This window comes from Clostridium sp. C2-6-12 (genome assembly GCF_009928485.1).
GTDB lineage: Bacteria > Bacillota > Clostridia > Clostridiales > Clostridiaceae > Clostridium.
On the sequence record NZ_JAABNP010000001.1, the window covers coordinates 104,377 to 130,021 of the forward strand.

Consider the following 25,645-nt stretch of genomic DNA (forward strand, 5'->3'; position numbering starts at 1 on the left):
AAAATGAATTTAATAAAAACTTCAATAAAACGTCCTCTTACTATAATAATGGTCTTTCTTGTAGTGATTTTGTTTGGAGCCATTGGATATACAAGGATGCCAGCAGATTTAATGCCTAAAATGGATATACCAGTTTTAACTATACAGACAATGTGGCAGGGTGCTGGTCCAGAAGATGTAGATGAGCAAATAAGTAAAAAGATTGATGAAAAAGTTTCTGCTGTTTCTAAAGTTAAGGAGACCCAGACTATCTCACAAGAAAGTGTTTCCTTCGTTGTAGTTCAATTTGAATATGGAACAGATGTTGATAAAGTATTAAATGACGTTAAATCAAAAGTAGATGATGTACAATCTCAATTGCCAGATGGTGTAGAGAAATCTAAAGTATTAAAGATTGATATAAATGCAGGAGCAATAGCAAGTTTGGTAGTAACTTCAGATAAACCTTCTGATGATATAATGAAATATGCAGAAGATGTAATTCAAAATAAGATTAAAGCTCAAGATGGAGTTACTTCAGCTGATATAAAAGGTGGAGAAAATTCAGAAGTTAATATAGTTGCAGATCCAGCTGTACTTTCAAGTTATAATGTAAGTTTATCAACAATAAAGAGTACACTAGCAAATAGCAATAAAACTTTCCCTTATGGAACAATAACAGAGGGGGAAAATAAAGTTACTTTAAGAGGTATGGATCAGCTAAGATCCTTAGAGGATATAAAACAAATTCAAATCCAAACTAATAAGGGACAATCTGTTAGATTAGATCAAATATGCGATGTTCAGTTTGGTCCAAAAGATAAGGAAGATATATATAGATATAATGGAAAAGAAAGTTTAGTTTTAGATGTTAATAAACAACAAGATGCTAATACTTTGGCTGTTATGGAGGATGTAAAAAAAGCTGTAGCAGAATTAAATAAAAGTAACTCTGAATATAAGATTACTATAGTTAATGATTCAAGTGAATATATTAAAACTTCTATTGAAAATGTATTAACAGAAATATTCACAGCTGCAATTATTTCTTTCTTGGTAATATTAGTGTTCTTAAAGAATATAAGAGCATCATTAGTAGTTTCGTTGGCTATTCCAACTTCTATAATTGGTACAATTGCAGTACTTTATTTTACAGGTGAAACAATTAATATAGTTACTTTAAGTTCTCTTGTAATATCAGTTGGTCTGGTGGTTGATAACTCCATAGTTGTTATAGAAAATATATTCAAATATAAGAATAATAAAAAATTAACCAATGAAGATGCAACCTTTCATGGAACAACTACAGTATCAAGTGCAATAATTGGTTCAACTTTAACAATTATCTGCGTATTCCTGCCAATTTTATTTACAGATGGGCTTACTAAGATTATGTTTGGAGCATTAGCAAAAACAATTATTTCAGCTTTAGCTATATCACTTATAGCAGCTATAACCATAGTTCCAAGTGTATTTAATAAGTTAAGTGGTGGAAAAAGTGCAGGTAAGATGAAAGAAAAGCCTTCTCCTATATTTGATAAAATAAGTCAAGGATATAAAAACTTAATTGATAAATCCTTAAAGCATAAAAAAATTGTTGTATTTTTAAGTACTGCACTATTTGTTTTATCAATATTTGGAGCTAGATTTATAGGAATGGACTTTATGCCTGCTTCAGATAAAGGAAAATTAAGTATATCTATAACCTTACCAGAAGGTTTAGATTTAAAACCAAGTGATTATTATGTGGCTATGGCAGAGGAAAAGATTTCAGATATTCCAGAAATAAAAACTGTAATAACCTCTTTGATAACCTCTGGAACTTCAGTAAGAAGTGGTAATAAAGCTACAATACATGTTGAATTAGTACCAAAAGAAGAAAGAAAATTATCTACAGCAAAGGTACAAGAGGAAATTAAGGCAAGAATGGCTACTGTACCAGATTGTAAGGTTGCAGTAACCATGGATAGTGGTTTTGGTGGAGGCGGAAGCTCTGGTGGAAGTGATCTTTCTCTTACATTAAAAGGCGCAGATTTAGATACTTTAGATGTTTTAGCAAACCAAATTAAAGATAAACTTGGAGATATAAATGGACTTCAAAATATCGAAACTTCAATTGCTGATACTACTCAAGAAGCACAATTTAAAATAGATAAACAAAAAGCAAATAAGTATGGAGTTAACACAGGCTCAATTGGCTCAATATTAAATACAGCTATAGGTGGAAAGTCTGTAACTACAGCCAAAATCAATGATTATGATGTAGATGTTAACTTGAAATTTAAAAATGATAGTATAAATAATATAGAAGATATTAAGCAAATAAAAATATTAAATAATAAAGGTCAAGAAATTCCTTTAGGAAATATAGTTGATATAAAAATGGCTAATGGACTTAAGAAGATTTCTAGAAATGATGGAGATTATGCTATAAGTATTACTGCAAGCTTAAAGGGTATAGATACAGGAACAGCATCAAAGAAAGCTATGGAAGTAGTAAATCAATTAAATCTTCCTAAAGATTATGAAGTATCCTTTGGTGGAAATACACAAAATATGAATGAATCAATGGGTGGTCTTGCTTATGCAGTATTAATTGCCATAGTATTAGTTTATATGGTAATGGTAGCTCAATTTGAATCCTTCAGTAAACCGCTTATAATAATGTCATGTATTCCATATGCCTTTGTTGGAGTTGTTGCTGCACTGCTAATAACTAGAATAAGTCTTAGTATAGTTGGAATGCTGGGAGTAGTATTGCTGGTAGGTATAGTTGTTAATCACGGTATAGTTATGATTGATTATATTGAGCAGCTGAGAAGAGCTTCAGAGAATATGCCACTAGATGAAATAGTTGCAAAAGGTGCAGCTATAAGATTAAGACCAGTTTTAATGACTGTTTTAACAGCTGCTTTAGGTATGGTGCCAACAGCATTAGCCTTACATGAAGGTGGAGAAATGATGCAGCCACTTGCAGTAGTAATAATTGGTGGTCTTATTGTATCAACTTTAGTAACCTTAGTATTAATACCAGTTATTTATATGATCTTTGATAATTGGGAAAAGAAGTTTGGAAAGAAAATTCATAAACTTACTGAAGGAATATCTGAGAAATATGAAAATTTCAAAGCTGAAAAGGTAAGACCTAAGTTTAGCAAATTTATTAATAATGATATAGAACCTAAAGTAATAGATGAGAATGAAAATATTGATTTGAAGAAATAAAGTAAATTATAAGGAACTATTTTACAACTTGCTTAATATGGATTATTATTAAGTTAAAGATGTAAATAGTATCCTTATAATAATGAAAAGATATTAAGTGAAGAATATATAATTTAAAATGAAGAGGGGAATAACAATGAGGAAAAATATAAATAAATTGATTGCATTTGCAATAGGTATAAGTGTTATGAGTGGAACAGCGATACCAGTATTGGCAGCAGATTCAACAACTGCTAGTAATTCTACAGTAACTGCTACAACAGCTAATACTTCAACAACAGCAGCTACTAGTACAAATACTTCTGCAACAACAAATGCGGTTACACAAGGTAGTAATATTGTATATGCGCAAAATCAAGTAAAACAAAAACCAGTTCTTACTTTAAAGGATGCAATAAATGCAGCGTTCAATACTAGTCAAACATTAACATTAAAAGAAAAGAAAATAAGGTTAGAAGAAGATAAGTTAGATCTTCAAGAAAAAGTTAATGATGATGGATATCAATATGATTCTCAAGAATTAGCAGTAAAGCAAGCAAAAGAAGATAAAGAGTTTTTTGAGGATCAAATAGCTCAAACTGTTACTGATAAATACACAGATTTAGTAGCTAAGGAAAATGAACTAGATAAGTTAAAAAAACAAATAGAAATAAAAACTAAACAACTTAAAGATAATGAGCTAAAAAAGAATTTAGGGCTTATAACTACAATTGATTTAAAAAATGCACAAAATGATCTTGAAACACAAAAAAATAATATCAAGTTTAAAGAGGATCAATTAAATAATAATAAGTACTATTTTAAAGTATTAACTGGCAAAGATTTGAGTGAATATTTATTAGAACAAGATCAAGCATATGAAATATTTAAAATAGATGGTTCAGTAGACTCATATTTCGATAAAATAATAGATAAATATTTGAGATATAATGTTAAAAGTAATGAACTTTTAAAGGATTATGTAAAGGACATTAAAAAGGACAGACCAACAGGTGATGCACCAAAAGCAAGTAATTATTCTGATACTTTAGATGTAGATGGAGTGACTGTTATAGAAAAAGGCAGTGACAAGTTTAAAAAGGCATTGGACGATTATAATAAAGACATTGCAGAGTATAGAACATACTTAGAGACAAGATATAATTATAATGCAGCAACAGTTGGTTTAGATGAAAAGAAAAAGAGTTATAGACAAATATTAAAGGATAGTTATGCAAAGCTTATTGATTTAGAAAATAAAATTAATGTTATGAAGAGTAGTGTAGAAATTAGTAATAAGCAACTTAGCAATGCAAAATTAAAATACGATATGGGATTAATAACAAAAACTGATTATAACAATTTGGTTTTAGATAATGATGATTTGGAAAACAATTTTAGAACTGCTGTTAATAGCTATAATACATTAAAAAATCAAATACAAAAGCCTTGGTTATTAGTTGGAGGAGCTTCCTCAGCTAATTAGGTTTTATATGCCGCCGTTTATGGCGGCATTATTTTTATACAAATTTATTTGGGATTTACAGTTAATTAAAAAAATCATTTTGCTAAAACTAATTGAAACATATATTTCAATAGGTCAATTATAAATTGCTACACAAATATCACTATGATATAATTATGATGATGGAATTTGTAAAAAGATGTCTCTTCAGGATATAATTTGGGTAAAATTCATAACCAATATAGGTATTAGTTATGAATTATAAAGGTTATATCTAATGGGTATTGATTAGGTTAATTTTATTTTCGAGGGGGAATAATATGTTTCAATTTATTAGTAAGTCTTTTAAAGCAAAGATGGTATTGATTGTAATCATATCAATATTTTTAGTTGGAATGGGTTTATTGGGCATAGTGCTTAAATCTCAATATGATTCACAACTGGAACAAATGAAGAGTGATGGGCTTAATATTGCAAGGATTACAGCAAAAAACATTGAAAAAGAATCTAAAGAAGCTACTAAAGAAAGCTTACAAAAGGTCATAGAACAGATAGGAAATGCCCATGGAATTCAATACATAGCATTAATAGATAGTAAAATGACAGATGTTATCGACAGTCAAAAAGAAGAAATTGGTAAGAGTTTTGCAGATGATGAGGCAACAATTAAAACTGTTAAAGATAAAAAGGAAAGTCCAAGTTTTTATGTTGATCCCACTGGAGCTAGAGTTCTTGATATTCAAGTACCAACCGATTTGAAAATAGGTGATATTAAGATTTCAGCTGTAGATATAGGAATATCTATGGAACCTTTATATGATAATATATATAATTCAATAATAAAAAGTAGTATTTTGGCAATCATACTTATTATAGTATTTTCAATAATACCTATATTAATTATAAATAGGGCAGTAGTACAACCTTTAAAAGAAGGTGTGAAAGTAGCAACTGCTATTGCTAATAAAGATTTAACAACTACAGTGTCTGTGAAAAGTAAGGATGAAATAGGTTCTATAATCAATTCTGTTGAACAAGCAAAAAATAATTTGAAAAATATTATAAATCAAGTGCAGATATCAACTGAAGAGGTGACAGGTGCTAGTGAAGTTGTCCATCTATCTTTGGACAGTATAGCGAGTAATACAGAAAATATGACTATATTTGTAGATGATATGAATAAGTGTATGGAAGATAATTCAGAAATAATTAAGTCAACTCATAGTCAGATAGATAATTTAGTATTGAGTTCAAACAAAATTGAAGATATTTGCGAGCAAGTTGGAGACTTTATAATTGGCGTTAATAATTCAGCACAAAAGGGTAAGGATTCTATAGAAGAAATTATAAATACAATTGGAGAAATAGATCATTCATCCAGGAATGTGGCTCAATATATTAAAGAACTGGAAGATGAAACAATTAAAATTGGAGCTATCGTAAATACAATATCAGAAATATCAGAGCAAACCAATTTGCTGGCATTGAATGCATCTATTGAAGCAGCTAGAGCAGGAGAAGCAGGAAAAGGATTTGCTGTAGTTGCAGAAGAAGTAAGAAAATTAGCAGAAGAAAGCGCAAATTCATTAAAAGATATAGATAATTTAACAAAGAATATAACTAAAAGTACACAAAAAGTAGTTCAAATAGTTGGAATAACAAAGGATAAAATTAGTGATGGAGTCAAACAATCAAGCATTGCAGGTGACAATATTGGGAAAGTGATTGAAGATGTTAGTGATACTAAGCATAGTGCAGATAAAATAAAAGAGTTAATTTATAAACAAGCTGAGACAATTAAAAATGTGCAAGAATTTATGAATACAATAATTTCAAAAGAAGAAATCAATGGTGAGAAGATTCGTCATATTATGTCAGATATAGAAAAGCAAATTAGCGAATTTGAAGAAATGAGTGCTATCTCAAATCAATTAGAAGATATGTCTGTAAAGTTAACTATGTTGGTAAATGAATTTAAGATTCATGAATAAAATACAAAAGATAAATTTATTAAAATGGAGAAGATATAGGTGTAAAAGCCTGATTTTCTTCATTTTTTCATAATGAAAGCCACTTTAAATTATTAATTAAATTTGTAGTTATAAGAAAAATAAATCTATAATCTAAAATCGCATGATTAATATACAAAAAAAAATATAAATGTACAAAACTGATTGAATTAAATTGATATAATAATCGTAAATTGAAGTCAATATTTGTATATATAAATCATGATTAAATACAGATTATTAATTAAATCATATATTAAGAATTTAATTTAAAGGTGGGAAAATTTTATGGTAGAAAAGAATTTAAATCAGATTTTAAAGAAAAGGTTTAACACTGCTATTGATAAGGCTAACAATGAAGAAATTTATTTAGCATTATTAGAAATGACTAAAGGAACAATCAAGAAAAAAGGCACTAACAAAGGCAAAAAGAAGTTATACTACATTTCAGCTGAATTTTTAATTGGTAAGTTATTATCTAACAACTTAATTAACTTAGGACTTTATGAAGAAGTTAAAAAGGTATTAGCTAAAAACGGAAAGAGCTTACTTGAAATTGAAGATGCTGAATTAGAACCTTCTTTAGGTAATGGTGGACTTGGAAGATTAGCAGCATGCTTTGTTGATTCTATTGCAACATTAGGATTAAATGGAGATGGAGTTGGGTTAAATTATCATTTTGGTTTATTTCAACAAGTATTTGAAGATCATAAGCAAAAGGCTGTTAAAAACCCATGGATTACAAGTGACAGTTGGTTAAATAAATCTGACATTAAATTTGAAGTTCCATTTGGAGGTTTTACAGTTACATCAACTTTATATGATATAGATGTAACAGGATACAATCAAGCATCAAACAGACTTAGATTATTTGATATAGATACTTTAGATGAATCTCTAGTTAAAGAAGGTATAAACTTTGATAAAGAAGATATAAAGAAAAACTTAACTTTATTCTTATATCCAGATGATAGTGATGAAGCAGGACATTTATTAAGAATATATCAACAATACTTTATGGTAAGTAATGCAGCACAATTAATTTTGCTTGAAGCTGAAGAAAATGGATACGATCTTCATAAGTTAAATGAACATGTAGTAGTTCAAATTAATGATACGCATCCATCAATGGTTATTCCAGAATTAATCAGATTGCTTGGTGAAAAAGGAATTGGAATGGAGGAAGCTATTGAAATTGTAAGAAAAACTTGCGCTTATACTAACCATACAATTCTTGCAGAAGCTTTAGAAAAATGGCCAATGACTTACTTGCAAAAGGTTGTACCTCAATTATTACCAATAATCAGAGAATTAGATAACAGAGTAAAAAAAGAATTCAAAGATGAAAAAGTAGCTATTATAGATAAAGACAAGCGCGTACACATGGCTCATATGGATATTCACTATGGTTTTAGTGTAAATGGGGTTGCTGCTCTTCATACTGAAATTTTAAAAGATGAAGAATTAAAACCATTCTATGATATTTATCCTGAAAAATTTAATAATAAAACAAATGGTATAACATTCAGAAGATGGTTATTACACTGTAATAATGAATTAGCTGATTATATTACAGAACTTATTGGGGAAGACTTCAAGAAGGATGCTGCTAAGTTAGAAGATTTAGCTAAATATGTAGATGATAAAGCTGTATTAAATAAGCTTGGTGAAATCAAGAAAAATAATAAGGTGCTATTAAAGAATTACTTAAAGGAAACTCAAGGAATAGAAATAGATGAAAATTCTATTTTTGATATTCAAATTAAGAGACTTCATGAATATAAGAGACAACAAATGAATGTACTTTATATTATTAATAAATATTTAGAAATTAAAAAAGGTAAAAAGCCAACTACGCCAATTACTATGATATTTGGAGCTAAGGCTGCCCCAGCTTATATAATAGCACAAGATATTATACATGCTATCCTTTGCTTACAAGAAATCATTAATAATGATCCAGAAGTTAATAAGTACTTAAAGGTTGTTATGGTTGAAAATTATAATGTAACTAAGGCGTCTAAATTAATACCTGCTTGTGATGTATCAGAACAAATCTCTCTTGCATCTAAGGAAGCTAGTGGTACTGGTAATATGAAATTCATGTTAAATGGAGCATTGACACTTGGAACAGACGATGGTGCCAATGTTGAAATTCATGAATTAGTTGGAGATGACAACATTTATATCTTTGGTGAATCTAGTGAAAAAGTTATTGAACATTATAAGAAGGCAGACTATGTTTCAAAGAAATTCTACAAGAAAGCTGCAATTAAGAAGTTGGTGGATTTCTTAGTAGGACCTGAAATGCTTAAGGTTGGAGATAAAGAAAACCTTACAAGACTTCAAAATGAATTAATCAATAAAGATTGGTTTATGACTTTACTTGATATAGAAGATTATATCAAGACTAAAGATATAGTATTTAAAGATTATGAAGATAGAGAAACTTGGAATAAAAAAGTTTTAGTTAATATAAGTAAAGCTGGCTTCTTCTCTTCAGATCGTACAATTGCACAATACAATAAAGACATTTGGAAACTATAATTTTACGTTCAGTTAAGAATTAATAGTTAACAGTTGAGGAGGAAAAGCCTAAGGGCTTTTCAATAAAGTTCTGCATTGCAGAGAAGTTCCGTATTGTGGCATAGCCACTCTTTTTAGATGTGTATATATTAAATTAATAAAAAACATAGTTATGCAGAATAAGGTATTATAAATATCTTATTCTGCATAGCTTTTGCTATATTTTAATACTGACAGCAGTTGAAATATATTTATTACTTAATAGATTAATGAGGGCTGTGTATTTTTATCCAAAGTTTGTATTTCTATATTCAGAAGGAGAAACCCCAGTGAAAGATTTAAAAACCTTATGAAAATGACTTTGATCATGAAAGCCTAGTGTCATGCTTATTTCTAAAATACTATTATTAGTTGTTAGAAGCAGAACCTTTGCTCTATCTATTCTGATTTTTTTAGCGTATTTCATAATAGACATTCCCATTTCTTTTTTGAAAGTAGCAGATATATATCCTTCAGATAAATCAACTTCACTAGCTAATTTTTTTAGTGAGATTTTACTTTCAATATTAAGATGCATATGTTTTAAAATTCTGTTTAAAACAAAATTTTCCTTTACTTCAAGGTCATTAATGATTAAGTTAACATAGGTATCTGCCATTTTTAGTTCAAGTGCTTGAAGATCCTTTAATGTGCTAAGAGATGGAATTAAAGTATAAAACTTATTATATATGGGGTGAAGATATTTTTTTAGAATTCCATTGTGAGCTACCTCTTTTGTATATATTGCATTCCAAATTATCAGATCATTTTTTTTATCTTCTAGTGATATATCATCAGATATTTCATTTATATGCTTTTGTTTAATTATTTCAAAAATTTGTGGTTTAGCTCTAAGTTCAATGAGAAAGGATATATCATTACTAAAAATACTGCTATCTGACATAAAGGAAAGATCATTTTCAGTAGATTGATTATTCAACTTATTAAGACCTCCAATCAAAATAAACTAACTTTATAATTTCGAAGTATATATATACATATTATATTAGGAATGTACAAATAAAATCAAGTGATAGTTGATATAATTAGCACATCATATGGAATAAAAATGAAATTATATTATGTTTTTTACAATATGCAAAATAATTAAATATATAAATTAATTAGTAATTTATATTTTAATTTAGAAATTTAAAGAAAGTTATTCAGAAATATTTTGTATTTAGAGAAAGGAGTGGATATATAAATGAATAAAATAGTAGTTGCTGGATTGGTTAACGTGGAAACTACAGTAAAAATTAATTCATTTCCAATTGAGTACTCACCGATTAATTTTCCGTTCTTTGGGATACAAGCCCAAGCTTCAGGAGTTGGTCTTAATGTGGGAAAAGCATTGACGACTCTAGGAGATGAAGTTAAATTACTTTCTATGATAGGAAAGGATTCTGCTGGATTGATTGTAAAGAAATCATTGATTGACTGTGGTATAGATACAAGATATGTAGAGGAAACTATTTCAGCTACAGCTCAATCAGTTGTTTTATATGATGATAGTGGGAAAAGACAAATTTATTGTGACTTAAAAGAAATACAAGATTGTTCCTATGATGAAGATGTTTTTAAGGAAGTTATAAAAGATTCTTCAATAGTATGTTTATGTAATATTAATTTTTCAAGGAGCTTATTAAAAATAGCAAGAGATAGTGGGAAGATTATTGCTACGGATGTACAAGTGTTGGGAGATATATATGATGCTTATAATGCAGACTACATGAGATATGCTAACATACTTTTTTTAAGCAATGAAAATGTAAAGGGGTCTGTTGAAGAATTTATAAAAGGGATAGCTAAAGAATATGATAATGAAATTATTGTTGTAGGTCTTGGAAGTGAAGGCGCATTGTTGTATGTAAAAAAGGATAACTGTATAAAGAAAATTAGAGCCGTAAAGACAAGAGAAGTTATTAATACAATTGGTGCAGGTGATGCTTTATTTTCATGTTTTATTCACTATTATTCTAAGAATAGAAATCCATATGAAGCTTTAGAAAAAGCTATTGTTTTTGCATCTTATAAAATAGGCGTTGAAAGTGCAGCAGATGGTTTTCTTAATGAAGATGAGCTGGAGAAAATTATCCACATATAAAAAGAGCAGCTATCCTGCAATGCGGAACTTATCACTACTAAAGAGAGTGGTTATGCTATAATGCGGAACTTTCCACTTATAACATAATTAATATTCTTCTAAGAAAGAGGCGAGTAATATGATAGAAGTAAAAAATTTAAGAAAAGAATTTAAAATGAATAAAAAGTATCCTGGCTTTAAAGGAGCAATAAAATCATTTTTTTCAAGGGAATATACTGTAAAAACAGCTGTTGACGGTATAAGCTTTAAAATAGATGAGGGGGAAATTGTCGGATATATAGGTGAAAATGGTGCTGGAAAATCAACTACCATTAAGATGATGACAGGTATTCTGACGCCAACAAGCGGAGAAGTTTTAATAAATGAAAGAGTTCCTTATGAGGACAGACAGAAAAATGCTAAGGATATAGGTGTAGTATTTGGACAGAAGACTCAGTTGTGGTGGGACTTGCCTTTATCAGAAACCTTCTCACTTTTAAGAGATATTTATGAAGTTGATGAAAAGGATTTCCAAGAAAGAATGAATTTTTTAAATGAAATATTGGACTTAGAACCATTTATGCTAAGTCCTGTAAGAACTCTTTCTTTAGGTCAAAGAATGAGAGCTGATCTTGCTGCAGCATTTATTCATAATCCTAAAATAATTTATTTGGATGAGCCAACTATTGGTTTAGATGTAGTTGTCAAAGATAATGTTAGAAAAGCAATTAAGAAGATAAATGAGGATTTTGGAACAACAATTATTTTAACAACTCATGATCTAAATGATATAGAAGAGTTATGTAATCGCATAATTATAATTGATTCTGGAAAGTTAATTTATGATGGAGGATTACAGGAAATAAAAGAATTGTATGGATATATGACTAATATAGAGGTGCAGTTAAAGAAGGATATAGACTTAAAAGAAGTAGAATTTATTAAAGCATTAGATAATGAAAATATAGAGCTTAGCATTAAAGAGAATAAGCTAATAGTGACTTTTAATAAAAATAATGTATCTACTACAGATATCATAGGAGCTTTAATGGCAAAATTTGAAGTTGTTGATTTTTCTGTAAATGAGACAACTGTTGAGGAAATAGTTAAAAAAATATATAGAAATGAGGTGTAGGTAATGAAAATAAAGAGTAATTTAAAAACCTATCTGCCTTTTGCTACAAATGTTTTTCAAAGAAAATTATCTTATAGGGCTGATGCAATTATTTTTATATTAGGAAATGCAGTAATGCTTGGTGTAACTTATTATTTGTGGAAAGCCGTATATGGAAGTTCTAAAAGTAATATAATAAATGGATTCACATTAGATGAAATGACAATATACATATTAATGTCCTTTATTACTTCAGTAGTCATATCTGCAAGTATGATTCATGAAATGTATAGAGAAGTCAAAGATGGTTCAATTGCAATAAATTTAATAAGGCCAATAAGCTATGAAAAGAGAATGATATTTCAAGGCATTGGAAATGTTGCATATAATTTTGTAGTTATATTTACAGTTTCTTTTATACTTATTACTATCCTATATTACAAATTCTCAGGAACACTAAATATTTTTAATATAATATTTTATTTCATAACGACAATATTAGGAATGTTTATAAATTTATATTATAACTATGCTTTTGGATTATTATCTTTTAAGATAACTAACATGTGGGGATTAACTCAGATAATGGGGGCTGTATCAGAATTGTTATCAGGAACATTAATACCAATTGTATTTTTTCCAAAAGCTATACAATGGATGTTTAATTTTCTGCCTTTTAGTTCAATGATATATACTCCAACTATGATTTATTTAGGTAAATTAACAGGTTTGGAATTGATAAAAGCAGTAAGTATTCAAATTGTATGGCTTGTTATATTGGTAGTTATAGCAAGGGCTATGTGGAGCACAATGATTAAAAAGATTACTATTTTAGGGGGCTAGAATAAAATGAAAAAGTATATAAATTTATATATGAAATTTTTACAGCAATATATAAAATCACTTATTGAATATAGAGCTGATTTTATTTTAGGGTTAATTGGATTTATTTTAGTTCAAGGGATAAATGTTGTGTTTATTAATCTAATATTCAATTCAATTCCCAGTTTAGATGGATGGGGCTTCTATGAAGTGTTATTCATATATGGCTTTGCACAAATACCTAGAGGCATTGATCACATTTTTACAGATAATTTATGGATGCTAAGTGGAAACATAATAGTTAATGGAAACTTTGATAGATATTTAATAAGACCTTTAAATCCATTGTTTCAAATAATCGCAGAAAGATTTCAACCTGATGGCTTTGGAGAGCTGATTATAGGAATAATTCTTCTAAGCATATCTTCAAGTAATTTAAATATAAGCTTCAATTTTCAAAACTCAGTATTATTTATATTTGTTATAATATGTGGAACCTTTATATATACGGCCATCAAACTAGCAGTAGCATCTATAGCTTTTTGGATCAAATTTGCACAATCATATTTATTTATGGCTTATCAAATAAGTAACTTTGCAAAATATCCAATGAGTATATACTCAAATGCAATAAAAGGAGTACTAACTTTTATAATTCCATTTGCATTTACAGGTTATTATCCAGGAGCATATTTTTTGGGTAAGGAAAGTATATTTAATGGAGTTATATTGACATTTTTAGTAGCTGTTATAGGTTCTATTATTGCTTATTTTGTATGGCTAACAGGAATAAAAAACTATGAAAGTTCAGGAAGCTAGCTATCTGCATTATTAATTTGATTTTTAATGGAATATAAATAATAATGTAGATAAATATTCCAGATAGTATTATAATTTTAATAAGAGTTTTTATAATTCTTAATAATCAATATGTTTTGGGAGGTAGAGATATGAAGAGTTTAAAGGGAAGTCAAACAGCTGAAAATTTAATGAAGTCTTTTGCAGGTGAAAGCCAGGCTAGAACTAGGTACACATATTATTCAAGCATTGCTAAAAAAGAAGGCTTTGTTCAAATTGCAAACATATTTATGGAAACTGCTGAGCAGGAAAAAGAGCATGCAAAGAGATTTTATAAATTCCTTAAGGAAGATTATATTGATGAACCAATAGAAATTACTGCATCTTATCCCGTTTCATTTCACCAAGAAACATTAAAGAATTTACTTGCAGCAGCTGCAGGTGAAAACGAAGAATGGACAGAACTATATCCTCAATTTGCAGATATTGCAGAGAAGGAAGGATATCCAGAAGTTGCATTTATTTATAGAAGAATAAGTGAAGTGGAAAAGCGTCATGAAGCAAGATATAAAAAGCTTGCTGAAAATATACAAGCTGGAACAGTGTTTAAAAAGGAAGAAGGAACTCTTTGGAAATGCATTAATTGCGGATATATATATGAAGGTGCAGAAGCACCAGCAGCATGTCCAGCATGTGCACATCCACAAGGATATTTTGAAGTGTTTGTAGAGAATTATTAATGTTAAAATAATTATTTTATATAAAAAGAACTTTTACATTTAAAGTGGAAGTTCTTTTTTATTATCTAATTTTAGACAGGGATTGCTTACCGTGATAAAATATAAGAAAGTTTATAAAGAAACAAATAAGATGGTGAGCAAATGATTAAAATAAAATTAGAAAAAAATAAAAGTGGAAAAATAATTTTTAAATTAAAAATTGATGAAAAAGACAAAGATAATGTGTTGTTTAAAAGAGCACTTATGGAATCCAAAAGTCTAAAGGAGAAAGCTAGATATGATTATGAAGTACCGTTAAGATTTTTTATTCCTATATGTAATAATGTAGATAAAGAAAATTTGAAATTGGATAAAAAGAGTATACTATCTTACTTAGAGTTTTCAGATTATTATGATCAAAATTACTATACTGATACTGAGGCTACTGCAAAGTACATGAAAAAGTGGCGTGAAGAAGGATGCCCTGAGATTTATAAAATCACTATAAATGAAGAAAGTTACGAAATAACTAAAGAAGTAATTTTTAAAAGAAATGAAATAAAAGTAAAAAATATACACCTATAAAAAGAGCAGCTATGCTGCAATAAGGAACTTATCACCTATAAAAAGAGTAGCTATGCCACAATGAGGAACTTTGCCGAAATCCCTATCAGGGATTTCAGCGATAATTGGTCATAGACTATCCATAAAGGCATCAATTGTACACTGTAAATTGTCAATTGCAATATATAGTTATAGTAGATTAAATATAAATTTTTATTACAAGTTACGAACGATAAATTATACTTACAATTATATCTGTAATATTTAATGAATCATTATAGAAAGTGAATTCATGTGAAAAATTGGAACTTATATAATCAACCTTTAATAAATCGTTAGGTTTAACTATAAATTCTTTGTTATTTAAAGTTGTTTTAAAGGTTCCATTTATAACATAGAAGCAAATTGCTATTAAGTCTTTATTTATTTGAGTATGGTATTTGAAATCAAAATGTTTTTTTGGTGGAATGTTTAAATGAATTAATTCACCATGGTAATTTTCTCTAGTCATTAAATTAAATACTGAAGCTTTTCCATAGGTTCTTGTATTCCAGTCTCCCATAAAATCATCTTGTTCAAAGGTGTTTAAGGATTTTGTATATTTATTTTCATGATCAAGGGTTATTTTTCCTTCTATGACCATAAATTTTCGTGATACATTTGGCAGGTTACTAAAGGTAGATTCTAATATATCTATTTTAGCAACTCCAAGTCTCCATAAAAAGTTTCTACTTGCATAATCAGAGTTTTGTGGATAGGTTATTAATTCTGTAGCCATACCGCCAGACCAAAATGTTGGTTTGAAGTTTTCTTCTCGTATTAATTCAACATTATAGTTCATAATTAACGCTCCTTCTAATTATCACATATTTCTTGTCCATTATATTAAAAGATAAATTTATAATCAAGCATAGACATTAAAAAGAAAAAAATTATCTCAAGTAATAGTTTTATTATATTAATATTATTGAAAAACTTATAGTATGAGGCATAATCATTAAATAAATTATGTTAAAATATATTTAGGAATTATTTATAGTGCAAGGTATATGATTAAAAATTGTTGAAACTAAAATTATAATTATGGACGGTGATCATTATGGCAAGTTTTCAAGATAAAAAGATATTAAGAAAAGAAGTCTTAGAAAAAAGAAATAATTTAGATTTAGATAAAAAAGAAGAAATGGATAAAGAAATATTAAAAAAGTTTTACGAGACTCAGTATTATAGAGAAGCTAAGAAAATTTTTATTTATATATCATATGCTTCTGAAATAAATACTAAAAAAATTATTAATAAAGCTTTAAAGGATAATAAAAAGATTTATGTTCCAAGAACAGAATTTAAAACCAGAAATATGGATGCAGTTGAGATCACATCTTTAGATAATCTAGTACAAAGTACTTATGGAATTTTGGAACCTTCAATAGAGGCTCCATATATTGATCCAAATGAACTTGATTTAATTGTAGTTCCAGGAGTGGCCTTTGATAGAAAAGGTGGAAGAATGGGGTATGGTGCAGGGTTTTACGACAGATATTTTAAGAAAATAAAGAAAGAAAACAAAAATAAAATTGTTAAATTAGCATTAGCTTATGACCTTCAAATGCTAGATAAGGTACCAATGAGTGAACAAGATGTACCTGTAGATTATATTCTAACTGAAAATCAATTTATAGTATTAAATTGAGAGAGTAAGACGTTTCGTTGATAAGCTATAATTTTTAGCGTTTATAGAGTGGTTTAATAAAAATCAATACAACAAGTTATGAGTATATTTGAGCTAGAGGTAAATATTAGGGGGAGAATGTGTGGTATATAATGAGAGTAATTTTGCATATTTAAAATCGACGAGTTTAGAAAAATACTATAATGAATTAGTAAAAGCAGAATACATATGTGAATATTGTCCTAAAATAACAAAAATGATTATTAGGAAAGTTGCAGAAGCAATTGTAAAAAGTATAGGGGAAAAACATAATATAGAAAGTAATGTTGCGGTTTGGAAATTAATTGATAATATAAGAGAAAGTTCTAATTTTTCTTTCCCAGATGAAATACATAATGCTATTGAACTTGTATTGGTTAATGGGTATGAGCATGCGTCTTATTATAATAGGAATAAAAAGATTTCAAGGCATCCCATAGAGGTTTTAGAAAACATTCATGAAATCTTGTGTTGGTATTTAAAAAATATTGAACTTAAAAAAAATCTATCCATAGAAGAACTAAATTTTAAAGCACCAAGTACAATTGAGTATCAGGAAAAAGAAATTAAAATGATTAAAGAAGATATTTCTTTAAAAGATAATCAAATAAGAAATCTAAGACAGAAACTTATGGAAGTTGAAAGTAGCTTGGACGATATAAGAAAATTAAATGAAATTATAATAGGAATAAAGGAAGAAAAAATTGAATTAGAAAATATTGAAAAGTTATTGAGTGAAAAGCTTAAGAGTCAAAAATATATAGTTGCTGAAGTGGAAAAGAATTATAGTTTATACATTAAGAAATTTGAGCATTTAGAAGAAAGCTGTAAAGAAATTCAGGAGCTAATTTTTAATACGGAAAGCAGACTTGTAAAGGCAGAAATACAAAAACAAGATTTAAAAACCTTAATTGGAGAATTAGAAGAAAAAGATGACATAATAATTAAAACAGAACAAAGCTTAAATGAGGAACTTCATGGACTTAGAGAAGTATATGAAAATTTAATTAAGTTATCCATTGAGTATGAGGATATATTAGAAACTATAGAATTTTCTTATGATAATGAGTTGCATAAAATATTAGAAAGTAAAATAAATAATTTAACTATGAAAATCAGCTTTGAAGATAGAATTTTTAATGAGAATATACTTGACTATGGAAAAAACATAGGTGATGCTAAGAGGAAAATTAGAAATTTTAAAGAAATCTTAAATGAAAGAATTAAAAAAGAAATGAAATATGAACCTTTTTATACTGGTTTTTTAAGATTAGAAGGAAAAGAACTTAGAATAATTTATGCTATATGTAATAGTGTATCTACATTAATAAGTAAATCAAAAGATTTAATGTTAAAAGCAAGTGAAGATAGATTTTTGGAGTTAATAAACAAAAATTTAATTGAGCTGAAAAATATAAATGATAATGAAATTAAGTTAATATTTTACTATAGGCTTGTGAAGTTATGCCAAAACACTTCAGGAAGAATAAATAATAGAAGAGAATTTATACACACTTTAGATAACATTGTAGATAAAGCTTATGAAGTTTTAATGGATAAGAAGGATTTTAAAGGAAGAATAAATAAATTAGATGCTATAAATTCATATTATTTAGGAAAATCTATTGTATATTTAAAAAATAAAGATGTTGATTTAAAGATAAGTGATGAATTAGCAGAAGATATTTATAATAATGTTATAGCAGCTAAGGAAATACCTGAGAATTTAGACAAAATAAAACCATACTACGATAAATTAGATTTAAATAATATGTCAGAGAAAGCTTTTAAATCGTTTATAAAAGCGCATCCATTTGAAATTTTATTAATAATGGTAGAATTTGAAGTTGGCAGGAATTATGAAATAATAGCGCAAGTTATATTTGAGGTAGAAAAAGTAATAGTTCAAAAACCTGCTTTAAAAATATATGGGGAAGATGCTTTAGGAAAAAATTTTTTCAAAAAGTATTTTACCATCGTTATATTTTTAGTAAAAGGAGGAATAAACTACAAGCAGCAAAAGGAGATATTGCCGCTCTTAGTTAATTTTATAGTTATTATAAAACTAATGTTTTCTAAAGAATATGAGGATGATTTAGAAAGTTACAATAATTTAGTTGAGTTATGGAAGCATAAGCAAGAAAAATATAATGATATTTTTGTTCAAAAAGAAGATAAGGAAAGTGAGTTAGAAGGGTTAATAAAGGAGAAAAATAAATTAGAGGAAAATTGTACGGCTTTATCAAATTCTTATGAGGAAGCTTGCAAAAGCTATGAAAATTATACAGAAGAATTTAAGCAGATCGTAATGAATTCAGAAAAAAGGGTTCTTTTACCATCTTATATGAAATACGATGACATAAGAATTAAAAAAGAAGCTGCTGAAAATCACCTAAATAAAGCAAAAGATAAGATAGGAACATTTAAAAGATTATTATCACCAGAAGTTTGGGTGGATCAAGCTAGTAAGCTTATTAATGAATCAAATATGATGGATTTGGAAAAAGCTTTAATTGAAGAAGCAAAGCAAAAGCTATATTTCCAAAAGGATTATGAAGTTTTCGCTCAAAGAAAGGAAAAAGTTAATGAGGCGGCTGAACTTTTAGAGAAGGAAAAAGAGAAGATTAAGCAAAAAGAAATAGAAATAAATCAAGCTAAAATTAAAATTGATGAATTTAACCAGCTGCTTAGTAATATGAAAAATGCATATTTAGATATAGAAGAAGGATATTATTAAAAAATTTTTTGAGGTATAATTAAAGTTGACTTTAATCAATAAGCTTATGTAAGGAGGCTATATATTATGAAAATTGAAACCAAATGTTTGCATGAAGGGTACAAGCCTAAAAACGGTGAGCCAGTAGCATTGCCAATATATCAAAGTACTACCTACAGATATGATTCTACAGAGAAAATTGGTGAGTTATTTGATCTTGCATCTGACGGTCATATGTATTCGCGTATTTCTAATCCAACAGTTGGGGCTGTTGAAGCGAAAATAGCAGCACTTGAAGGAGGAGTGGGTGCACTTTGTACAACTTCTGGTCAATCAGCTACTTTATTAAGTGTAATAAACATTTTAAGTGCAGGAGACCATATAATAAGTTCATCAACTATATATGGAGGAACAATTAATCTTTTAGCAGTTACGCTTAAAAAATTTGGCATAGAATGTACTTTTGTCGATGCAGAAGCTTCGGAAGAAGAAATTCAAAAAGCTTTTAAACCAAATACAAAGGCTGTTTTTGGAGAAACTATTGCGAATCCTGCAATTGCTGTATTTGATATTGAAAAGTTTGCAAATATTGCACATAAAAATAATGTACCACTTATAATAGATAACACTTTTGCGACGCCGATACTTTGCAGACCTATAGAATTTGGCGCAGATATAGTTGTTCACTCAACAAGTAAGTATATGGATGGACATGCTGTTCAAATTGGAGGTGTGATTGTTGATAGTGGAAACTTTGATTGGACAAATGGTAATTTTAAAGAATTTACTGAGCCTGATGAATCTTATCATGGAATAATTTATAGTGAGCAATTTGGAAAAGCAGCTTACATAACAAAGGCAAGAGTTCAGCTTATGAGAGATTTAGGGGTATACCCTTCAGCAAATGCAGCTTTTCTTCTGAATTTAGGTCTTGAAACACTTCCTGTAAGAATGGAAAAGCACTGTAGAAATGCAGAAGCTGTAGCAGAATTCTTAAATGAAAGTGATAAAGTTGAATTTGTAAATTATCCAACTATTAAAGGAAACAAGTATGAAGAAACAGCTAAGAAGTATCTTCCAAATGGTTGCAGTGGTGTAATTTCATTTTCAATTAAAGGAAGTAGAGAAGATGCTATTAGATTCATGGATAGCTTAAAGCTTGCAGAAAATGTTGTTCATGTAGCATATAGCCGTACTTGCGTACTTCATCCAGCAAGTGCAACCCATCGTCAGCTTTCTGATGAACAATTAGTGGCAGCAGGAATAACACTAGGTCTTATAAGAATATCAGTGGGACTTGAAAATATTGAAGATATTATTGAAGATGTGAAACAAGCACTTGAATCAGTTTAAAGTTTTTAAATTATAAATATAAGCTGTGGAAAAACCAACAAAATAAGTTTTTCCACAGCTTAAAATTTTTCGAGTAATCAAAATTTGCAATAAAGAAATAAAAGGTTAAGGTTAAATAAAAATATATATTCAAGATATTCTAAAGTAATATCCTTAACAATTGTTAACTGTTAATTGCAAATTGTTAATTGAATTACCTTTCTTTATTGTCTATTTCACTTACAATTCTTTCGATAAACGCATCTAACTTAACAGCGCCTTCATCATCATTTTTTCTGCTTCTTACAGAAACTTCATTATTTTCTGCTTCTTTTTCTCCTACAACTAAGATGTAAGGAGTTCTTTCAAGCCTTGCTTCTCTAATCTTATAACCGATCTTTTCAGCTCTGTAATCAGCTTCAACTCGAATACCTTTATTTCTTAAGGCTTTTACAACTGAATCTGCATAATCACCGTATTTATCAGAGATTGGTAATACTTTTACTTGAACTGGAGCAAGCCATGTAGGGAATGCACCTGCATATTTTTCTATAAGCATTGCAATAGTTCTTTCGTAACATCCAATTGATGATCTATGGATAACAAATGGAATTTTCTTTTCTCCATTTTTATCTATATATGACATTCCTAATCTTTCTGCTAGAGCAAAATCAATTTGAACTGTTATTATAGTATCTTCTTTACCATGTACATTTTTAAATTGAATATCAAGTTTAGGTCCATAGAAGGCTGCTTCACCTTCAGCTTCAGTATAATTTATATTTAAGTGATCTAAGATAACTCTCATTTGGTTTTGAGTTGATTCCCAAGCTTCAGGATTATTGATGTACTTTTCAGTATTGTTTGGATCCCATTTTGAGAATCTATAAGTTATATCACCATCTATACCAAGTGTAGACATAACGTAGTTAATTAAATCAATTACTCCTCTAAATTCTTCTTCAACTTGTTCAGGAGTACAAACTATATGACCTTCTGCTAAAGTAAATTGTCTTACTCTTATTAGTCCATGCATTTCACCAGAAGATTCTTTTCTAAATAAAGTAGAAGTTTCGTTATATCTTATTGGAAGATCTCTATAGCTGTGTTGCTCTGCATTATATACAGTAAATTGGAATGGACATGTCATTGGTCTTAATGCTAAAACTTCTGAGTCATCGCCATCATTTTCTAACACAAACATACCATCTTTATAGTGATCCCAATGTCCAGAAGCTTTGAATAAATCATTTTTTGACATAAAAGGAGTTTTTGTTAAAACATATCCTCTTTTAGCTTCTTCATCTTCAATCCATCTTTGAAGAGTTTGGAAAATTTTTGCACCCTTAGGCATTAATAATGGAAGACCTTGACCTACTTTTTCATCAGTTGTGAATATTCCAAGTTCTCTTCCAAGCTTATTATGATCTCTCTTCTTAGCTTCTTCTAAAGCTTCTAAGAAAGCATCTAAGTCTGCTTTCTTTAAGAAGGCAGTACCGTAAATTCTAGTAAGCATCTTGTTCTTTTCGTCGCCTCTCCAGTAAGCACCAGCACTTCTAGTAAGTTTTATTGCTTTTACTGGCTTTAATGATATAAGGTGAGGACCTGCACATAAATCAGTGAAATCACCCATTTTATAGAAAGAAATTGTTTCATCTTCAGGAAGATCATTTATAAGTTCAACCTTATAAGGTTCATCCTTCATTAATTCTAAAGCTTCGTTTCTTGGAAGTTCAAATCTTGAAATTTCAGGATTTTCTTTTATAATTTTTTGCATTTCAGCTTCTAATTTTTCAAGGTCAGCAGCTGTGAAAGCAACCTCTCTATCAAAATCATAATAAAAACCTGTAGCAATAGAAGGTCCAATAGCTAATTTTGTTTCAGGGAATAATCTCTTGACAGCATAAGCTAAAACGTGAGATATACTGTGTCTTACAGCATCTTTACCTTCTTGGTCATCAAAGGTACATATTCCTAAGGATACATCTTCATTTACTTGGAATCTAAGGTCAACTACCTTGTTGTTAACAAGTCCACAACAAGCATTTCTAGCTAAGCCTTCACTAATTGATTTTGCAATTTCATAAACTGATAATCCAGCTTCAAATTCTTTAACTGAACCATCTTTTAAAGTTACTTTTATCATTTTAAATCCTCCTTAATTCAGTTAAGAGTTAAGAATTAAGAGTTAGTTGTTTTGTTAACTCTTAATTGCTAACTCTTGACAGTTAGCATTTTTGGTTGAAATCACTATGTGATTTCTTTAAATGTAATTTTTGTATAAAAAAACTCCGTCTCTAAATATATAGAGACGGAGTAGTATCCGTGGTTCCACTCTAATTACCTAAATAATACAGGCTTTGTAAAAACAATTAATATTATAATATTTACATAAAATAATTAAAAATATTTTACAAATAACCATATAAATCAGGTCACTTAAGTTATCGTAACGTGATAAAACGGACTTTTTTAAAGTCACTCAGAGGTGGTTTTCAGTCTAAATTTATTTAAGAATATTTCACCAACTATTCTCTCTCTGAAAAATAAGATTTTAGCTTACTGTCCTCATCAACGTATTTTCCTATTAATATTATTTATTATAATCATTGTATTTTTTTGTGTCAATACAATAAAAAACTTTTTCCTTTGATATTAAACGATAAACTTTTCAATCATAGTATTTAATTTATTAGAAGCTTCTTTTGATTTTGAAGCCATTTGTGATACATTGTTAGATTCGCTGCTAAGGTCTGATAATCTTTGAGATATTGATAGTGAACCTTGAGTTGATTCCTCAGTGGCTTTTGAAATCTCTGTTATTGAGTTTACAACATTTTGAATCATAGTGGTCATTTCTTCGGATGAGGAATTTAATTCGTTTGAAATGTTAAGTACATATTCGGAATCAGTCTTATATTGTTTTGAAATATCAACGAGTTTTTCATAATCTTTAGTAACTTGTTTTTCAATAAAGTCTAGTATTTCAGAGGAACTTGAAGATAAATTATTAACTGATTCAATTATAGTTTTTGTTACATTTTGAATTTCACTTGCACTTACTCTTGAAGTTTCAGCTAGTTTTCTTATTTCTTCAGCAACAACAGCAAATCCTTTGCCGCTTTCGCCCGCACGAGCTGCTTCAATAGCTGCATTTAATGAGAGGAGATTTGTCTGTTCAGTAATGGACATTATGGATTCAGCAAGAACATGAATCTTTTCAACTGATTTTGCATTTTGTACAGCTTCTCTGAGTTTTGCATTAGAACTTTTATAGATTATATTAGCTTTATCATTTGAATCTATTGCCATTTTTTGTACCAAATCAGCACGTTTGCTAATTTCACTGGCATTTTCAGAAGCCTCTTCTGCTTTTTGGTTTATACTAGTTGATATATTATCTACTTGATGGGAGATTGATAATATTTCTTCTGTTGATGCAGTTGTTTCTTCCATTCCAGCAGACATTTCTTCAGTAGTTGAAGAAATATCTTCAAGTCCAGTATTTAAGTCATAAACACTGCTATCCATTTTTGTTGATAAGCCATCTATTTCAATTGTTGAATTTTTAACTTGTAAAATTATATTTCTAAGCATTTCTAAAAATGAATTTATAGAGTTTGCCATTAACTCTATTTCATCACCTGAGCTAATATTGATTTTTTGTGTAAGATCTCCACCATTTTTTGATAAATCATCAAGTTTATTATTCATTAATTTAAGTGGATTTATTATGTTTTTTATAACAATTACAACTAAGACACCTATTATTAATATTACAATTCCTATAACTGAATATTCTATTATAAGGCTATTGAGTTCCTTTTGGGATTGTTCGTATTCTTCTTTAGATACATCTAATTGAAGTTGAACAAGCTCGCCAATTTTAGCTGTTAGTGGATCAATTGATGGATAGAGTTCAGTTGTCACATATTCAGTTAGGGCTGCATCATCCTTGTGAGCTATTATATTTTGAAGCTTATCTACAGAGGTATTTGCAGTTTTAAACAACTGATTTACTTCACCTGCAAGCTTGCTTTCCTTATCAGTAAGAGTTGTAGACATGTATGCGTTCCAATTAATATCAATTTTTGTTTTAGCGTCTTTTATGTTTTTGTCTGCTTGAGACCAATCAAGATTTTTATTTCGTGTTTTATGAGCAGTATCAACAATATTAACAGCATAAAGATCAGAAATATTTTTTAATTGCTGCAATGGTATTACTCTGTCATTATACATTCCTTTAATTCCGTTATTTATGTTAAGTACACTGAATAATCCAAATAAACTATCTGTAATAATAATTAGAAATATAAAACTCATTAAGGAAAATAACTTCATTTTAATACTCATCTTTTTCATTAAAATTCCTCCATTTTACTATATAGATTAATATGATGTCTAAATAATGCTGATTACAATGGGTAGAATGGGATTGTCATAATATTAGAATTGGTGAAATTATAGCAGTAATTTAATTAAAAATAAGACATTTTTTGTAATCGATATATTAACTTAATATTAATTATAAAGAGTTATTATTGTCAAGATAAATTATATATGT

The 25,645-nt window shown here is 28.6% G+C and carries 17 protein-coding genes and 1 other annotated feature; of the genes, 13 read left to right on the forward strand and 4 right to left on the reverse strand.

Going from position 1 to position 25,645, the window contains the following annotated elements:
- Positions 1-3: 3 nt before the first annotated feature.
- The 4 genes from GXK56_RS00520 to GXK56_RS00535 all read left to right on the forward strand — a co-directional run bounded on the left by GXK56_RS00520 (position 4) and on the right by GXK56_RS00535 (position 9,204).
- Positions 4-3,204 carry an efflux RND transporter permease subunit gene (locus GXK56_RS00520; protein WP_160683424.1) on the forward strand — a complete coding sequence of 1,067 codons (3,201 nt, stop codon included), beginning with the start codon at positions 4-6 and terminating at the stop codon, positions 3,202-3,204.
- A 136-nt stretch (positions 3,205-3,340) separates the two neighbouring features.
- A complete protein-coding gene (locus GXK56_RS00525; RefSeq protein ID WP_160683427.1) occupies positions 3,341-4,669 on the forward strand; it encodes a TolC family protein in 1,329 nt (442 codons plus the stop codon).
- A gap of 299 nt (positions 4,670-4,968) precedes the next feature.
- Entirely contained in the window at positions 4,969-6,639 is a 1,671-nt protein-coding gene (locus tag GXK56_RS00530; protein ID WP_160683429.1) for a methyl-accepting chemotaxis protein, read from the forward strand.
- A gap of 306 nt (positions 6,640-6,945) precedes the next feature.
- Positions 6,946-9,204 carry a glycogen/starch/alpha-glucan phosphorylase gene (locus GXK56_RS00535; RefSeq protein WP_160683432.1) on the forward strand — a complete coding sequence of 753 codons (2,259 nt, stop codon included), beginning with the start codon at positions 6,946-6,948 and terminating at the stop codon, positions 9,202-9,204.
- 265 nt (positions 9,205-9,469) lie between these two features.
- On the opposite strand, the gene GXK56_RS00540 is transcribed toward GXK56_RS00535, so the two are convergent.
- A complete protein-coding gene (locus GXK56_RS00540; protein ID WP_160683979.1) occupies positions 9,470-10,126 on the reverse strand; it encodes an AraC family transcriptional regulator in 657 nt (218 codons plus the stop codon).
- A gap of 303 nt (positions 10,127-10,429) precedes the next feature.
- On the opposite strand from GXK56_RS00540, the gene GXK56_RS00545 reads away from it, so the two are divergent.
- The 6 genes from GXK56_RS00545 (at position 10,430) to GXK56_RS00570 (ending at position 15,346) form a co-directional block, all read left to right on the forward strand.
- On the forward strand, positions 10,430-11,329 hold the full coding sequence (locus GXK56_RS00545) for a carbohydrate kinase family protein (RefSeq protein WP_160683434.1): 900 nt from the start codon (positions 10,430-10,432) through the stop codon (positions 11,327-11,329).
- 118 nt (positions 11,330-11,447) lie between these two features.
- Positions 11,448-12,443, forward strand: a complete 996-nt coding sequence (locus tag GXK56_RS00550; protein WP_160683437.1) for an ATP-binding cassette domain-containing protein — start codon at positions 11,448-11,450, stop codon at positions 12,441-12,443.
- 3 nt (positions 12,444-12,446) lie between these two features.
- Entirely contained in the window at positions 12,447-13,265 is an 819-nt protein-coding gene (locus tag GXK56_RS00555; protein WP_160683439.1) for an ABC-2 family transporter protein, read from the forward strand.
- 6 nt (positions 13,266-13,271) lie between these two features.
- Positions 13,272-14,063, forward strand: a complete 792-nt coding sequence (locus tag GXK56_RS00560) for an ABC-2 family transporter protein (RefSeq protein ID WP_160683442.1) — start codon at positions 13,272-13,274, stop codon at positions 14,061-14,063.
- A 131-nt stretch (positions 14,064-14,194) separates the two neighbouring features.
- Positions 14,195-14,782 carry a rubrerythrin gene (gene rbr, locus GXK56_RS00565; RefSeq protein ID WP_160683444.1) on the forward strand — a complete coding sequence of 196 codons (588 nt, stop codon included), beginning with the start codon at positions 14,195-14,197 and terminating at the stop codon, positions 14,780-14,782.
- A gap of 141 nt (positions 14,783-14,923) precedes the next feature.
- Positions 14,924-15,346 (forward strand): hypothetical protein, encoded by a 423-nt coding sequence (locus GXK56_RS00570; RefSeq protein WP_160683447.1) that lies wholly within the window; start codon positions 14,924-14,926, stop codon positions 15,344-15,346.
- A gap of 202 nt (positions 15,347-15,548) precedes the next feature.
- Here GXK56_RS00570 and GXK56_RS00575 read toward each other — a convergent pair whose 3' ends face one another.
- On the reverse strand, positions 15,549-16,166 hold the full coding sequence (locus GXK56_RS00575) for a HutD family protein (protein ID WP_160683449.1): 618 nt from the start codon (positions 16,164-16,166) through the stop codon (positions 15,549-15,551).
- Positions 16,167-16,424: 258 nt separating this feature from the next.
- On the opposite strand from GXK56_RS00575, the gene GXK56_RS00580 reads away from it, so the two are divergent.
- From GXK56_RS00580 to GXK56_RS00590, 3 genes are all read left to right on the forward strand, one after another.
- A complete protein-coding gene (locus GXK56_RS00580) occupies positions 16,425-17,015 on the forward strand; it encodes a 5-formyltetrahydrofolate cyclo-ligase (protein WP_160683452.1) in 591 nt (196 codons plus the stop codon).
- 121 nt (positions 17,016-17,136) lie between these two features.
- Positions 17,137-19,770 (forward strand): hypothetical protein, encoded by a 2,634-nt coding sequence (locus tag GXK56_RS00585; protein ID WP_160683454.1) that lies wholly within the window; start codon positions 17,137-17,139, stop codon positions 19,768-19,770.
- A gap of 66 nt (positions 19,771-19,836) precedes the next feature.
- A complete protein-coding gene (locus GXK56_RS00590) occupies positions 19,837-21,102 on the forward strand; it encodes an aminotransferase class I/II-fold pyridoxal phosphate-dependent enzyme (protein ID WP_160683457.1) in 1,266 nt (421 codons plus the stop codon).
- A 193-nt stretch (positions 21,103-21,295) separates the two neighbouring features.
- On the opposite strand, the gene thrS is transcribed toward GXK56_RS00590, so the two are convergent.
- Complete coding sequence (gene thrS, locus GXK56_RS00595; protein WP_160683459.1) at positions 21,296-23,227, reverse strand: threonine--tRNA ligase; 1,932 nt, start codon at positions 23,225-23,227, stop codon at positions 21,296-21,298.
- A 158-nt stretch (positions 23,228-23,385) separates the two neighbouring features.
- Positions 23,386-23,665 (reverse strand) — a binding site (T-box leader).
- Between the two features lie 71 nt (positions 23,666-23,736).
- The gene (locus GXK56_RS00600; protein ID WP_160683462.1) at positions 23,737-25,443 is read right to left on the reverse strand and encodes a methyl-accepting chemotaxis protein; all 1,707 of its coding nucleotides are present in this window, start codon (positions 25,441-25,443) and stop codon (positions 23,737-23,739) included.
- Positions 25,444-25,645: the final 202 nt, after the last annotated feature.